A 14648-nucleotide genomic window follows, 5' to 3' on the forward strand; every position below is an offset into this window, starting at 1 on the left:
GAAATTCATGCCGAAGATAGACGTCGATGGAATCGCAATCGCCTATGAGCTGCTGGGCCGGGAAGGCGATCCGGCGATCGCGTTGACGCCGGGCGGGCGCTTCACCATGGACGTGCCGGGCCTGCGCGAAATGGCCGAGGAACTGGTCAGGGCCGGGCGGCGCGTGCTGATCTACGACCGGCCCAATTGCGGCCTGTCCGACGCCTGCCTGCGCGGGGCGAGCGAATCGGAAATGCAGGCGGAAGCGCTGTCGGGCCTGATCCGCAAGCTGGACCTGGGCCCGGTGGTGATTGCCGGCGGATCGGGCGGATCGCGCGTGTCGCTGCTGGCGGCGGCGCGCGACCCGGAGATCTGCTCGCACCTGGCGATCTGGTGGATCTCGGGCGATCCGATCGGGCTGATGCAGTTGGCCACCTACTATTGCGGCGAGGCGGGAACGCTGGCCAGCGTCGGCGGCATGGAAGCGGTGCTGACCGCCACTTCGTGGGCGGAAAACTTCCAGAAGAGCGATCAGGCGCGCGCATTCATCCGCGCGCAGGACCCGGACAAGTTCATAGAAGTGATGCAGCGCTGGGCGGCCGCCTATGTGCCTTCGGATATCTCGCCGGTGCCGGGCATGACCCCGCGCGATTTCGCCCGGCTGACCATGCCCACGCTGGTGTTCCGCAGCGGCCGGAGCGACCTGTCGCACACCCGCGCGACCAGCGAATGGGTCCACCGGCTGATCCCGCATTCGCTGATGCTCGATCCGCCGTGGGAGGACAACGAGTGGAACTACCGCTCGGGCCAGACCATGGCCGGCACCGATGGCCACACGCTGTTCCGCAGTTGGCCCCGGCTGGTGCCGCAGATCCTGGAATTCCTGGCCGGGTAAAGGGGGGGGCGGGGGCGTTCAGCCCGGTGCGCGGTCGATTTCGGCCAGCCCGGTTTCGGCCAGCAGCGCCGCGCGCGCATCCAGCACCTGGCGCCACAGCGCGGGGCGGGTGAGATCGTCGGGCGCCACTTCCTCGGGCCAGCGCGCGCGCACCACCGCCTCGATCCGCGCCAGCCCGGCCGCGTCGGCCAGGAAGCGCGGATCGACCGTGGCGGGATCGGCCACGACGCGCAGGCGCAGGCAGGCCGGGCCGCCGCCGTTCGCCATCGACTGGCGCAAGTCGTGCACGAACAGGTGCCGGATCGGCCCGTTGCCCGCGACATGCGCTTCCAGCCATGCCCACACGCTGGCGTTCTCGCGCGCTTCGCCCGGAAGGACCAGCGCCATGTCGCCCGTGGGCAGCGTGACGAGCTGCGCGTTGAACAGGTACGAGGCGATCGCATCGGCCAGGCTGACGGCGCTGGCCGGCACCTCGACGATCTCGATGCGGGGAAATTTCTCGCGCAGCTCGGCGCAGAGCCCGGCCTTGTCGGCAAAAGCCAGCTCGTGCGCGAACAGCACGGTCTCGTTCGCCACGGCGACGACATCGTTGTGGAACGCGCCGGCGGCGATGGCCTCTTCCGATTGCTGCGCGAAGACGGTGCGCGCCGGATCGAGGCCGTGCAGCCGGGCGACGGCCGCGCTCGCCTCGCGGTGCTGGCGGGCGGGGAAGGGGCCGCCGCTCTTGCCGAAGACGAACACCTCGATGCCCGCTTCGCCGTGCCCGGCGCACAGGCGCATGTGGTTGGCCGCGCCTTCGTCGCCGAACGGGGGCGGGACGGGGGCGTGCACCGCGAAATGGGCCGGATCGGCGAAAGCCAGCCGCACTTGCGCCAGCGTCTCGTACCATTCGTGGCTGCGGTGCGGCATCGTCACCAGATTGGCGACGGTCAGGTGGCAGCGCCCGTCCGCCGTATCGGGCGCGGGGCTGACGGTGGCGGCATTGGCCGCCCACATGCTGGAAGCCGACATCGCGCCATAGCGCAGCGCCGCGTCCGCCCCGGCCATGGTGGTGCCCAGCCGGGCCAGCCAGCCTTCGTCGGGCCGGCGCTGCGGCAGGAAGAAGCCTTGCGCCAGCCCGCGTTCCAGATTGGCGCGCATCTTGGCGATGCCCTGCAGCGCCGCCTCGCGCGGGCGGGCGACGCTGCCCGCGTTGCGCGCTGAGGCGAGGTTGCCCAGGCTCAGGCCGGCATAGTTGTGGCTGGGGCCGACGATCCCGTCGAAATTGATCTCGGTGAGCATGACCGGTCCTGACCCTAAGTCGCCACGTACGTCACGACATCGCCCGGCGTCACGCCCAGCAGGTCGGCGGCGGCGGCGTCGAGCGTGATGCCCTCGCCAGTCTCGGCGATGTGGGCCAGGCAGGCGCGAAACGCGGCCAGCCGGCCATGCGCGACGATGTGGTGGACGCCGGGCACCTCTTCCGCGATGGCGACGATCGCCGCCTCGCGGGCATTGCGCACGGTGCGGATCGCGTCGGTCCGCACCGTCATCGAGGGGCCGCCGTCGAAGATGTCGACATAGCGTTCCCACGCGAAGCCCTCGTCCTCCAGCATCCGCATCGCCGGGCGGCCCGAAACGTGCGGCTGGCCCATCACCGCGCGCGCGTGCTCGTTCAGCAACGCGGTATAGATCGGGTGCTTGGGCATGAGATCGGCGATGAACTGGTTGCCGTGGACCGCGTTGAACTCGTCCGCCTCGTGGAAGGTCATGTCGAAGAACCGGCCGGCCAGCCCGTCCCAGAACGGGGAGTTGCCGGCATCGTCATGCGCGCCGCGCAACTCGGCGATCATGCGATCGGCAAAGCGGGCGCGGTGCAGGCGGATGAACAGGTAGCGGCTGCGCGCCAGCAGCTTGCCCACCCCGGCCGAACGCTCGGCCGCGTCGAGGAACAGGCCGCCCACTTCGCTCGATCCGTCCAGATCGGTGCACAGCGTCAGCATCTCGGCGCGGAACGTGCGGTCCAGCTCCTTGGAATACTGCGTCATCGCGCCGATGCGATAGGAATAGAACGGCCAGGCCGTCCCGATCAGCGAGAAGATCTGGCAAGTGCCGCGCGCCTTGCGGTTGGCGGTATCCTCCAGGATGAACACGAACAGATCGTCGCCCAGCGTGTCCTCGGTCCGGGCGAAGCAGGCGGCGGTGCGTTCCAGCTTGGTCTTCAGCGTCGGCTTGCTGGGCGGCAGGTTGGTGAAGCCGCCGCCAGTGCCCTTGGCCATGCGGTAGAGCGAGTCGAGATCGCTTTCGCGGGCGGTGCGCAGAAGGAACGTCATACCGGCGCACCATGCCTGTCCAGCCGGTACATGACCAGAGCCGTCAGCCGCGCGCGGGCGGCGAGCGAGCCGGCCAGCAGGAACTCGCCGGGCGAATGGATCGCGCCGCCGCAGGCGCCCATCGTGTCGATCACCGGCACGCCGCAGGCGGCGATGTTGTTGCCGTCGCACACGCCGCCGGTATCCTGCCATGTCATCGGCTCGCCCAGATCGGCGGCGGCGCGCGAGACGAGCGCGAACAGCCGCTCGGTCGGCGCGGCGATCGGCTTGGGCGGGCGGGAGAAGCCGCCGTGGACGTGGATCGCCACCTGATGCGCGGCGGCGACATCGGCCACGGCAGTGTCGATCACCGCTTGCGCGGCGGCAAGATCGGCCGGCCCGCGCGGGCGCATGTTGAAATGCAGCACGGCCAGGTCGGGCACGGTGTTGTTGGGCGCGCCGCCCTCGATCCGCGCGGGATTGACGGTAAGGCCGTCGCGCCGCGCGGCGTGGAGGCGCTGGGCAAGGTCGGCGGCGGCGACCAGCGCGTTGCGCCCGTCCTCGGGATTGCGCCCGGCGTGGGCCGAGCGGCCGGTGACGACGGCGGCGAAATTGCCCGATCCGGGCCGCGCGCGCGCCATGATGCCGCCGGGCAGCGCCGGCTCATAGGTCAGCGCGGCCAGCTTGCCTTGCGCCAGTTCGGCGATCAGCGCGGCGGAGGAGAGCGATCCGGTCTCCTCGTCGCTGTTGATCAGCACGTCATAGCCGAGCGTCGGCCCGGCCTGCTCGTAAGCGGCGAGCCCGGCCAGCAGCAGCGAGAGGCCGCCTTTCATGTCGGCGGTGCCGGGGCCGTGGAGCGTGTCGGCATCCAGCCAGTCGCAATGCTGGAACGGATGGCTGGCGGGGTAGACGGTGTCCATGTGCCCGGTCAGGATCACGCGCCGCCCGGCGCCTGGCCGCACGCGCAGCACCAGGTGGCGCCCGGCCTCGACCGGGCGCGGGCGGCCTTCGGCATCGACTTTCTCGACCGGCGCGGGCTCTGCCAGCGCGATTTCGCCCGGCAGCGCGGCGAAGGCATCGGCCAGCAGTCCGGCCATCGCGGTGACGCCGGCTATATTGCCGGTGCCGCTGTTCACTTCGGACCAGGCCAGCGTCCGGTCCAGGATCGGGCCGCGTTCGATGGTTTCGAGAAAGGCGCGCTCCTCGCCGGCCAGTCCGTTCACGGGCGCAGCATCGCGGCGAGCGCGCCGGTGTTGCCCGCCGCGCTCGCCGCTTCGAAGCTGGCGACCGGATAGGCGCAATAATCGGCGGCGTAGTAAGCGCTGGGGCGGTGGTTGCCGCTTTCGCCCAGCCCGCCGAACGGCATCGCCCCGGCCGCGCCGGTGGTTGGCCGGTTGCGGTTGACCACGCCCGCGCGGCCTTCCACCAGAAAGCGTCGCCACAGCCCGTCGTCGGCCGAAACAAGCCCTGCCGAAAGGCCGAAGCGGGTGGCGTTGGCGGCCGCCAGCGCCGCGTCGAAATCGGCCACGCGCGTTACTTGCACCACGGGCGCGAAGATCTCCTCGTCAGGCACCGTGATCCCCGTCACGTCGAGGATCGCCGGGCGGACGAAGGCCGGGCCCATGCAGTCCAGCACCTTGAAATCGCGGATCGCGGTGGCGCCGCGCGCGATCAGCCCCGCGACCCGCGCCCGCGCGGCGCTGGCGGCGGCGTCCGAGATCAGCGGGCCGATATAGGGCTGGGGATCATCGTGCCACCGGCCGATCTGGATGCGGCGCGACAACGCGTCCACCGCCTCGATCAGATCGCGGCCGAACGCGCTGTCGGGCACGATCAGCCGCCGCGCGCAGGAACAGCGCTGCCCGGTGGTGACGAAGCTGGACTGCACGACGATCGAGGCGGCTTCGGCGATATCGCCGTCCCACACCACCAGCGGATTGTTGCCGCCCAGCTCCAGCGCCAGGATCACGTCGGGCCGATCGGCGAAGATGCGGCGGAAATAGGCGCCCGCGCCGGCCGATCCGGTGAACAGCAGCCCGTCGATCTCGCCCGCGACCAGCGCCTCGCCCGTGGCGCGCCCGCCCTGGACCAGATTGAACACGCCATCGGGCAGGCCCGCGTCGGCCCAGGCGGCGGCCATGGCCTCGCCGGTGGCCGGGGTCATCTCCGAAGGCTTGAACACCACCGTGTTGCCCGCGAGCAGGGCCGGGACGATGTGGCCGTTGGGCAAGTGGCCGGGAAAGTTGAACGGGCCCAGCACCGCCATCACCCCGTGCGGCCGGTGGCGCAGCACCGCCGCGCCGAACGACATCTCGGCCCGCCGCTCGCCCGCGCGCTCGGCCTGCGCGCGGATCGAGATATCAACCTTGCCGATCATCGAGGCAAGTTCGGCGCGGGTTTCCCACAGGGGCTTGCCGGTCTCGCGCGCGATGATTTCGGCGATGGCGTCCTGGCGCGTTTCGAGCACGGCCTTGAACGCGCGGGCGCAGGCGATGCGGCGTTCGAGCGGCAAGGCGCCCCAGGCCGGAAACGCCGCGCGCGCGCGGGCCAGCGCGGCCGCGACCGTGCCGGCATCGGCCTCGGCGCCTTCCCACACGACCTCGCCGCTGGCCGGATCGATCGATTGCAGCACGCTCATGCGCTTCTCGTCACCGCGAAGATGCCGGTGGCATTGCCGCTGTCGAACGTCAGGTCCAGCGTGCCGGTGGCGGGATCGACATCGCGGGTGATGAATTCATAGAACGATCCGGGCACTTCACGCTCGGCCAGGGCGCCGTCGGGCAGGCGGAACGGGCGCATGACCTTGTCGGCCAGAAAGGCCGTCTGGTGCACTTGCCCGTTGGCCGAATGCTCGACCGCGTCCTTCAGCGGATAGCCTTGCGCCTTCAGCGCATCGGCCAGCGCCACCACGTCGGGTACGCGGGTGGTGGCGTGGTTGAAGGCATTGCCTTCCGTGGCGATCCAGGCGCCTTCCTTCGAATGGCCGAGCAGCGCCGCGTAATCGTCCAGCGCCGGCACCGGATGCTGGCGGGCGAAAGCGCGCAGCGCGCCGCGCAGGATCGTTGCCGCATCGGCGGGCGAGGCCGCGCCGTCGCGCGCCAGCGCGTCCAGCGCATGGGTTTCTTCGGCGCCCAGCGGATCGTGCGAGGCGCCGAAGATCCGCGCCGCCGCCTCCCTGGCCGCCGCCGGCAGCTCGGCGACATGCAGTTCGCTGACGAAGAACTGCGGGATCGCCTCGGGCAAGTCGCGGTGGACGAAGGCCCGGCCGGTCATGGTCAGGCGCGGCAGAGGGTAGAGCCCGCCCGCTGCGTATCCCAGCGGCTCGAGGATGCGCGCGAACGCGCCATGGCCGCGCGGCAGCGCGCCGGTGGCCCCGTCGATCGTGCGCAGCGCGCCGTGATCGAACACGATCGCCTCGCCCGCCTCGCGCCGCGCCGCGACATAGCGCGCGGCCGTGGGCACCCGGTCCAGCAGGTCGACGAACAGCGCGGCGTTGAGCGCCATGGCCAGCTGCGCGCGCGTGATGCGCGGCGTTGGCGCGGCGAGCGAGGGAGCGATGGCAAGTGTCGCCAGTGCGAAACCGGCCCGATCCGCGCCGATGACCGCCGCGAGCAGGGCGGGGAGAGGGCCGGCGCCGTGCGTTTCGATCGACCTGCCTGCGGTGGCCATGGCTGTCCCTTCCTATTGGCGTGCGGCGTTTCACTGCCGCCTCGGCGCGCAATATAGAAAGCCGGCCGGGGCAAGTCCATCGGAGCGGACCGGCCGGGCGAGGCGGGCGCGAAACGCGGGCGGTCAGACCGCCGAGCTGAACCGGCGCGGGGCGTGCTGGCGGTGGGGATCGAACTGCGCGGCGATGGAGCGGGCATAAGGCAGCCCGGCGGGCGGGATATGCACCCAGCCATCCTCGATCTGCACCAGCCCGCGCGCGACGAAGGGTTGCAGCCGCTCCGTCACGCCCGGCGGCAGGCCGCGCTCGGTCCGGGCCGAGCCCTGGCACAGCAAGTGCTCGATAATCGTGCCGATCGCCTGATCCTCGGCCGATCGCGCCACGCCGAGCGAGGCGGTGAAGCGGTTGCGCGACAGCATCATGCGGTAGCGGCCGGTGTTCTTCTCGTTCTGCGCCAGCAGTTCGGGAAAGCTGCTGATCGCCGATGCGCCAAGGCCGATCAGCACCTGGGCCCGGTCTTCGGTGAAGCCCTGGAAATTGCGCCGCAAGTGGCCCGCGCAAGTGGCCTGCGCCAGCGGATCGCCGGGCAGCGCGAAATGATCGAAGCCCACCGGGACATAGCCCGCGTCGGTCAGGTAGCGGTGGCCGAAAGCGGCCATGGCGAAGCGCTCGGTCTGGCCGGGCAGGCGGGCGTCGTCGATCTTGCGCTGGCGCGCGATCAGGTGCGGGACATGGGCATAGCCGAACAGCGCGATGCGGTTCGCGCCCAGCGCGACGGTGCGTTGCAGGCTGGCTTCCAGATCGGCGATGGCCTGGCCGGGCAGCCCGTACATCAGGTCGAAATTGAGCGAGGTCACGCCCGCGCGGCGCAGCAGTTCGGTGCCGCGCACGATCTCTTCCTCGGGCTGCACGCGGCCGATCGCATACTGAAGGTGCGGCGCGAACGTCTGCACGCCCATGCTGGCGCGGGTCACGCCCACGGCGGCCAGCACCGATTCCCACGCCGGGGTCAGCCCGCGCGGATCAAGCTCGACCGACCAGCGCGCGTCGATCACGCCGAAATGCGCGGTCAGGCTGCTGACCAGGCGGACGAAATCGGTGGGCGAGATGGCGTTGGGGCTGCCGCCGCCGAAAGCGACGCTGCCCACGCGCACGCCGGGCGGCAAGTGGCTAGCGACCAGGCTGATCTCGCTGTCGAGCGCTTCCAGATAGCTGGCCATCCGTTCCTGCCGGTTGGCGACGCTGGTGTTGCAGCCGCAATACCAGCAGATCTTCTCGCAGAACGGGATATGGACATAGAGCGAGATCTCGCCGCGCACGTTTTGCAGCGCGGCGGCGAAACGCTCTGCCCCTACCGAGGCGTCAAACTCGGCCGCCGTCGGGTAACTGGTGTACCGCGGCACCGGCTTGGCAAGCAGATCTGGGTAATACGGCCACATGCTGACGGACTAGCGCGCTCGCTTCGCCGCATCATTGCGTTCGATCAATCCGCTTGCGGCTCCTGTCGGGCTGGCAGCCCTTGGCGCAGCAGGGCGATTGCGCGTTGCCGGGAAGCTGCGGCGCTTCCACCGGCATGGTCATCGCGCCGCCGCCGCACAGCGCGACGGTGATGCGCGCCTGCGCGGCTTCCAGCGGGCCGATCATCGCCGGGATCAGCGCGCAGGCGGAAAACAGGCCCAGGCTGGCTTTCACGGTGCCTCGTCCTCGTTCTCGTCGATCAGGATGCGCATTCCCGCGCCGTCCAGATCCTCGAACTGGCCATGGCGCATCGCCCAGAAGAAGGCGACGAGGCCCAGCCCGCCCATGCCGAGCGCGATCGGGATGAGGAAAGCCAGCCCGTTCATCGCGCGCACCGGGCTAGGCGCAGCGAATTGCCGATGACGATCAGCGAACTGGCCGACATCGCCAGCGCGGCGATCAGCGGCGTCACTTGCCCGGCGATCGCCAGCGGCACGGCCAGAGCGTTATAGCCGATGGCCAGCACGAAGTTCTGCCGCACCACGCGCATCGTCTCGCGCGCGCCGCGCACCGCGATCGCCACCGGCATCAGCGGCTCGCCGACGAAGACCGCGTCCGCCGCCTGCTGGCTTACGTCGCTGGCGCCGCCGGGCGCGATCGAGACATAGGCGGCGGCCAGCGCCGGCCCGTCGTTCAGCCCGTCGCCGACCATCAGCACGCGGCCTTGCGCGGCCTTCATGCGCTCCAGCTCGACCAGCTTTTCCGCCGGGGAGAGTTCGCCGCGCCCCGGAATGCCGAGCCGGGCGGCGACTTGGGCCACCATCGCGGCGCCATCGCCCGAGATGATCGAGGATTCCAGCCCCAGCGCGTGCAGTTCGGCGATCGTCGCGGCGGCATCGCCGCGCAGCCGGTCGGCAAAGGCGATGCGGCGGCGGCGCTGGCCGATCACGAGATCGACGCCCAGGCCCTGGCTGTCCTCGGGCCGCAGCAGGCCGACGCTTTCGCCCGCGAACGTGCCGCGCACGCCGATGCCCGCCGTCTCGACGATCGCCTCGACTCGCGCGGGCACGACACCATCGGCGCGCAGGGCCGAGGCGAGGCCCCGGCTGAGCGGATGGCGGCTGGCCTGCGCCAGCGCCAGCGCGACGCCGCGCTCGCCCGGCCCGAGGCTGGCGAGCGTCGTCGGCAGCGGTTCGCCCAGCGTGAGCGTGCCGGTCTTGTCGAAGGCGACGCATTGCGCTTCGGCCAGCCGTTCCAGCGCGCTGCCGTCCTTGATCAGCAGGCCGCGCTTCATCATCGCGCTGGCGGCGATGACTTGCGCCACCGGCACCGCCAGGCCCAGCGCGCAAGGGCACGTGATGATCAGCACCGCGACCGCGATCAGCAGCGCCTGGTGCACTCCGGCGCCGGCCAGCATCCAGCCCGCGAAGCTGAGCAGCGCCAGCGAATGCACCGCCGGCGCATAGAGCCGCGCCGCCCGATCGGCGATGCGCACATAGCGCGAGCGCGATTGTCCGGCCTCGTCCATCAGCCGCGCGATCTCGGTCAGCACGGTGTCGCCGCCGACGGCGGTGACGCGCACCCGCACCGGCGCATCGAGGTTCATCATGCCGGCGTGGACCATGTCGCCGGGCCCGGCCGGGCGCGGCTCGCTCTCGCCGGTCAGCAGCGAGGCGTCGATCATGGTCTTGCCCTGCTCGATCTCGCCATCGGCGGCCAGCGCCTCGCCCGCGGCGACGAGCATCGTCATGCCGGGGACGAGATCCTCGGCGGCGGTCCAGCGCGCGGCGCCATCCGGCCCGATCACGCTGGCGCCCCGGCCCATCCGGTCCAGCAGCGCGGCGATGCCCGAGCGCGCGCGATCGCGCATCACGGCATCGAGCACGCGGCCCGCCAGCAGGAAGAACAGCAGCATGACCGTGCCGTCGAAATAGGCATGCGGCCCGCCGGTCACGGTCTCGTAAAGGCTGAGCGCGGTGGTCAGCAGCACGCCGATGGCGATCGGCACGTCCATGTTGGTGCGGCCATAGCGCAGCGCCATCGCTGCCGAGGTGAAGAACGGGCGGCCCGCATAGGCGACCACCGGCAGCGCGATCAGCGCCGAGATCCAGTGGAACATCTCGCGCGTGATGCCGTCCGCGCCCGACCAGATGCCCACCGAAAGCAGCATGATGTTCATCATGCCGAAGCCGGCGACCGCCAGCGCGCGCAGCAGGCGCCGGGTTTCGGCATCGTCGCGCGCCAGCGGATTGGCCGCGACCGGCTGCGCCTCGAAACCCAGCCCCTGCAGGGCGATGACCAGATCGTCCATGCCCAGGTCCGGCGTGTGGCTGACGGCGACGCGCTTGGCCGAGAAGTTCACCCGCGCGGCGGCGACGCCGGGCAGGGCGGAAAGGCCGCGCTCGATCTTGCCGATGCAACCCGCGCAGCGCATTCCCGGCACCGTCAGCCGGCTATCGACGCAGGCCCCGCGCGTGCCGTCCGGCGCGATGGCGGTGGTCACGTTCATGACAGCGGCAGTTCCTCGCGCCAGGCATGGGGCCCTTGCGACACTTCGAAGCGCAGCGTCCAGCGATCGAACGGCAGCGGCTCGCGGCTGACCCAGCGGCCCTGGCCTTGCGGCGCGAACGTCAGCATCCGGTCAGGCAGGGTGCCGAGCGGATGGCGCGCCTCGACGCGGATCACCGCGTCGGCCGGGATCGTCGTGGAAGCGAGCGCGACCCGGCCGTCCTTCTCGTGCGTCGCGCCGACCGACCAGCCCAGCGCCTGCGATCGCGCCGCCTGCTTCAGCCAGCCGTTGAATTCCTGGCTGGCGACATAGGAGTTTTCCACCACCACGCCGCCGAACGTGCGGACCGCGAATGTCGCCATGGTGAAGTTGACCGCGATGACGATGCCGAAGCCGACGACCAGGATGGCCAGCATGTGCCTGCCGGTGAAAGTGCCGCTCATCATTCGCCTCCGGGAGTGTCGATCTTGGCTTCGGTGGTATCGGTCTCGCGCTGCTCGTCCAGCGATTGCAGGCGGAAGCGGAATTCCTGCGAGGGGGTGCCGGCGGGCACCACCACATAGGCGCGCATCGATTGCGTCTCGTCGGCGGCGACCGTGCGGCGCAAGGTGCGGGCGGCATTGTCGCGGCCGGTATCCTCGCTCCACATCACCGCGCCCGGCAGGCCCTCGATCGAGACTTCCATCACGCGCGGGCGCCCTTCCATGTTGCGCAGGCGCAAGGTGTAGGCATTGCGCACCGAGCCGTCGCTCATCAGGATATAGGGCGGGTTGCGGTCCTTGGCCACGGTCAGGTCGGTGTGCACGCGGGTGCCGAGCATGAACAGCAGCGCCAGGCCGATGCCGCCCCAGACGCAGAAATAGAGGATCGTGCGCGGGCGCCAGATCAGCTTCAGGTGGCGCGTGGGCGGCTCACCGGCCTTCTCGCGCTCGGAATCCTCCAGCGTGGCATAGTCGATCAGCCCGCGCGGGCGGCCGGTTTCCTTCATCACCCGGTCGCAGGCGTCGATGCACAGCGCGCAGGTGATGCAGCCGATCTGCGGCCCTTCGCGGATGTCGATGCCGGTCGGGCAGACCGCGACGCACTGGTTGCAATCGATGCAGTCGCCGAACTGGCCGGGGTTCTTCTCGGCTTTCTTGAGGCTGCCGCGCGGCTCGCCGCGCCAGTCCTTATACGTGACGAGCAGCGATTTCTCGTCGAGCATCGCCGTCTGGATGCGCGGCCAGGGGCACATGTAGATGCACACCTGCTCGCGCATGAAGCCTCCGAGCACGAACGTCGTCATCGTCAGCACGAACGTGGTCGCATAGGCGACCGGCGCGGCGGTGCCGGTCCAGAATTCATGCTGGAGCGTCGGCGCGTCGGCGAAATAGAAGATCCAGGCGCCGCCGGTGGCGAAGCTGATCGCGAGATAGATCGACCACTTGAGCAGCCGCCGCGCGATCTTGGCCGGGCCCCACGGCGCCTTGTAAAGCCGGAAGCGGGCATTGCGATCGCCGTCGATCAGCCGGTCGATATGCTGGAACAGGTCGGTCCAGACCGTCTGCGGGCAGGCATAGCCGCACCACGCGCGGCCGACCGCGCTGGTGACGAGGAACAGGCCGATGCCCGCCATGATCAGCAGGCCGGCGACGAAGTAGAATTCCTGCGGCCAGATCTCGATCCCGAACATGTAGAACCGGCGATGCGCCAGATCGATCAGCACCGCCTGGTTCGGCGCATAGGGGCCGCGGTCCCAGCGGATCCAGGGGGTGATCCAGTAGACCGCGAGGCACACGATCATGATCGCCCACTTGAGCCGCCGGAACTTGCCATCGATCCGTCGGTTGAAGACCGGCTCGCGCTTGGCATAGAGCGAGAGGGGCTGGTCTTCGACCGGAATGATCTTCTCGGGATTGTTCATCGTTCTGCCTGTTGCGCGCCGCCCGACCGGCGGCGCTTATTGCTGCGCGGTGGGGGGTGTCGCGACCGGCGTGGCGGTGGTGGTTGGCGTGGCCGTCGCGCCCGGCGCCGGTGCGGCCGCCGGAGCGGCCGGCTGCGGTGCCTGCTCGCCGCCGCCCAGCGAATGGACATAGGCCGCCAGCATCTTGATCGTCACCGGGCTCAGCTTGCCGCCCCAGGCCGGCATCACGCCGTGCTTGGGATTGGTCACTTGCGCCACCACGTCATCGCGGGTGCCGCCATAGAGCCAGATCGCATCGCCCAGGTTGGGTGCGCCGAACTGGCGCAGGCCCTTGCCGTCGGGGCCGTGGCAGATCGCGCAGTTGGCCTGGAACAGCCCGGCGCCGCGCTGGGCGGCCGCGCTGGCCTTTTCCTTGCCCGACAGCGTTAGGACATAGCTGGCCACGTCCTGCACTTGCGGCGGGGTGAGGATGCCGTCCTTGCCGAAGGCGGGCATCGCGCTTGTCCGGGTCTGCTTGTCGCCGGGCTGGCGGATGCCGTGCGTCAGCGTGACCTCGATGGTCTTGAGATCGCCGCCCCACAGCCAGTCGTCGTCGTTGAGGTTGGGGAAGCCCTTCGATCCCGCCGCGCCGGCACCGTGGCACTGCACGCAGTTGACCTTGAAGGCCGCCGCGCCGCCCGCCACCGCCGCGCGCATCAGTTCGGGGTCTTCGGGCAGCTTCTCGATCGGCACTTGCGCCAGCGCCGCGACCGTCTGGGCCCGCTCCGCCGCCTGCGCCTTCAGATCCTTGTCGAGCTGGCCGCGGCTGGTCCAGCCCAGCGTGCCTTCGGTGCCGCGCGTCAGCATCGGCCAGGCCGGATAGGCCACGCTATAGCCGATCGCGAAGGCGATGCAGCCATAGAAGGTCCACAGCCACCAGCGTGGCAGCGGCGTGTTCAGCTCTTCGATCCCGTCCCATTCATGGCCGACGGTTTCGGTGTTCGTCGCTTCGTCGATGCGCCTATTCGCCATCGTTCTCGTCCTTGAAGATCATGTTGGCCGCATTGTCGTTCCTGCTGCGGGCACCGGGCCGGAACGGCCAGGCGACCAGCACCAGGAACACGATGAGCATTGCCGCGAGGCCATAGCTGTCAGCCAGGTGCCGCAGCGCCTCGTATGTCGAATGGTCGCTCACCGACCCTTCTCCGTCGCGAGTTCCTCCTGCGCGGCGGCGCTGTTCACGTCGACCAGCGTGCCGAGCATCTGGAGGTAGGCGACGAGCGCGTCCATCTCGGTGATCCGCCCCGGATCGCCGTCATAGTCGCGGATCTGCGCCTTGGGATAGCGCTTGGCCAGGTCGCCGGCATCCGCGTCGGGATCGGCCTGCGCCTTGAGATCGGCCATCGCCAGCTCGATGTCCTTGTCGGAATAGGGCACGCCCACTTCGCGCAGCGTCTTCAGCCGCGCCGCCGGATCGCCCAGATCGAGATCGTTCTCCTTGAGGAAGCCGTATTGCGGCATCACGCTTTCGGGCACGACCGACTGCGGATTGGTCAGGTGCTGGACATGCCAGCTGTCCGAATACTTGCCGCCCACGCGCGCCAGGTCCGGCCCGGTGCGCTTGGAGCCCCACTGGAACGGATGATCGTACATCGATTCCGCCGCGAGGCTGTAGTGGCCGTAGCGCTCCACCTCGTCGCGGAAGGGGCGGATCATCTGGCTGTGGCAGACATAGCAGCCTTCGCGGATGTAGATGTCGCGCCCGGCCTGTTCGAGCGGGGTGTAGGGCCGCATCCCGTCGACCTTCTCGATCGTGTTGTCGATCCAGAAGAGCGGCGCGATCTCGACGATGCCGCCGATGGCGACGGTGACGAGCGCGGCAACCCCCAGCAGCGTGACGTTTCGTTCGAGCGTCTTGTGCCGTTCGGTGATGGAAGTCATGGCTTGGTATCCTGTTCGGGCAGGGA

The 14648-nt window shown here is 70.0% G+C and carries 15 protein-coding genes; 1 reads left to right on the top strand and 14 read right to left on the bottom strand.

Going from position 1 to position 14648, the window contains the following annotated elements; genetic code table 11:
* Positions 1–7 precede the first annotated feature (7 nt).
* Complete coding sequence (locus PYV00_RS05985; protein WP_275227364.1) at positions 8–874, top strand: alpha/beta fold hydrolase; 867 nt, start codon at positions 8–10, stop codon at positions 872–874.
* Positions 875–892: 18 nt separating this feature from the next.
* Here the strand turns inward: PYV00_RS05985 and PYV00_RS05990 are convergent, their stop codons facing one another.
* From PYV00_RS05990 to ccoO, 14 genes are all read right to left on the bottom strand, one after another.
* Positions 893–2155, bottom strand: a complete 1263-nt coding sequence (locus tag PYV00_RS05990) for an N-succinylarginine dihydrolase (protein WP_275227365.1) — start codon at positions 2153–2155, stop codon at positions 893–895.
* A gap of 14 nt (positions 2156–2169) precedes the next feature.
* Positions 2170–3186, bottom strand: a complete 1017-nt coding sequence (locus PYV00_RS05995; protein ID WP_275227366.1) for an arginine N-succinyltransferase — start codon at positions 3184–3186, stop codon at positions 2170–2172.
* Complete coding sequence (locus tag PYV00_RS06000; RefSeq protein WP_275227367.1) at positions 3183–4388, bottom strand: hydrolase; 1206 nt, start codon at positions 4386–4388, stop codon at positions 3183–3185. Before PYV00_RS06000 ends, PYV00_RS05995 begins: the two co-directional genes overlap by 4 nt.
* Positions 4385–5803 (bottom strand): succinylglutamate-semialdehyde dehydrogenase, encoded by a 1419-nt coding sequence (astD, locus tag PYV00_RS06005; protein WP_275227368.1) that lies wholly within the window; start codon positions 5801–5803, stop codon positions 4385–4387. The genes PYV00_RS06000 and astD overlap by 4 nt, the downstream gene beginning before the upstream one ends.
* On the bottom strand, positions 5800–6834 hold the full coding sequence (locus PYV00_RS06010) for a 2-oxoadipate dioxygenase/decarboxylase family protein (RefSeq protein ID WP_275227369.1): 1035 nt from the start codon (positions 6832–6834) through the stop codon (positions 5800–5802). Before PYV00_RS06010 ends, astD begins: the two co-directional genes overlap by 4 nt.
* A 123-nt stretch (positions 6835–6957) precedes the next feature.
* Positions 6958–8271: a radical SAM protein gene (locus PYV00_RS06015; protein WP_275227370.1), complete on the bottom strand. Its 1314-nt coding sequence runs from the start codon at positions 8269–8271 to the stop codon at positions 6958–6960.
* 31 nt (positions 8272–8302) lie between these two features.
* Positions 8303–8524: a hypothetical protein gene (locus PYV00_RS06020; RefSeq protein WP_275227371.1), complete on the bottom strand. Its 222-nt coding sequence runs from the start codon at positions 8522–8524 to the stop codon at positions 8303–8305.
* Positions 8521–8676 (bottom strand): cbb3-type cytochrome oxidase assembly protein CcoS, encoded by a 156-nt coding sequence (gene ccoS / locus PYV00_RS06025; protein WP_275227372.1) that lies wholly within the window; start codon positions 8674–8676, stop codon positions 8521–8523. Before ccoS ends, PYV00_RS06020 begins: the two co-directional genes overlap by 4 nt.
* Positions 8673–10799, bottom strand: coding sequence for a heavy metal translocating P-type ATPase (locus PYV00_RS06030; RefSeq protein ID WP_275227373.1), 2127 nt, complete (start codon positions 10797–10799; stop codon positions 8673–8675). Before PYV00_RS06030 ends, ccoS begins: the two co-directional genes overlap by 4 nt.
* The gene (locus tag PYV00_RS06035) at positions 10796–11242 is read right to left on the bottom strand and encodes a FixH family protein (RefSeq protein WP_275227374.1); all 447 of its coding nucleotides are present in this window, start codon (positions 11240–11242) and stop codon (positions 10796–10798) included. The genes PYV00_RS06030 and PYV00_RS06035 overlap by 4 nt, the downstream gene beginning before the upstream one ends.
* A complete protein-coding gene (ccoG, locus tag PYV00_RS06040) occupies positions 11242–12702 on the bottom strand; it encodes a cytochrome c oxidase accessory protein CcoG (protein ID WP_275227375.1) in 1461 nt (486 codons plus the stop codon). Before ccoG ends, PYV00_RS06035 begins: the two co-directional genes overlap by 1 nt.
* Before the next feature lie 36 nt (positions 12703–12738).
* Positions 12739–13713, bottom strand: coding sequence for a cytochrome-c oxidase, cbb3-type subunit III (gene ccoP, locus PYV00_RS06045; RefSeq protein ID WP_275227376.1), 975 nt, complete (start codon positions 13711–13713; stop codon positions 12739–12741).
* Positions 13703–13876, bottom strand: a complete 174-nt coding sequence (locus PYV00_RS06050) for a cbb3-type cytochrome c oxidase subunit 3 (RefSeq protein ID WP_275227377.1) — start codon at positions 13874–13876, stop codon at positions 13703–13705. The genes ccoP and PYV00_RS06050 overlap by 11 nt, the downstream gene beginning before the upstream one ends.
* Positions 13873–14622, bottom strand: coding sequence for a cytochrome-c oxidase, cbb3-type subunit II (gene ccoO, locus PYV00_RS06055; protein WP_275227378.1), 750 nt, complete (start codon positions 14620–14622; stop codon positions 13873–13875). Before ccoO ends, PYV00_RS06050 begins: the two co-directional genes overlap by 4 nt.
* Between the last annotated feature and the right edge of the window lie 26 nt (positions 14623–14648).

It is taken from the genome of Novosphingobium album (ex Liu et al. 2023), from assembly GCF_029076845.1.
Taxonomy (GTDB): Bacteria; Pseudomonadota; Alphaproteobacteria; order Sphingomonadales; family Sphingomonadaceae; genus Novosphingobium.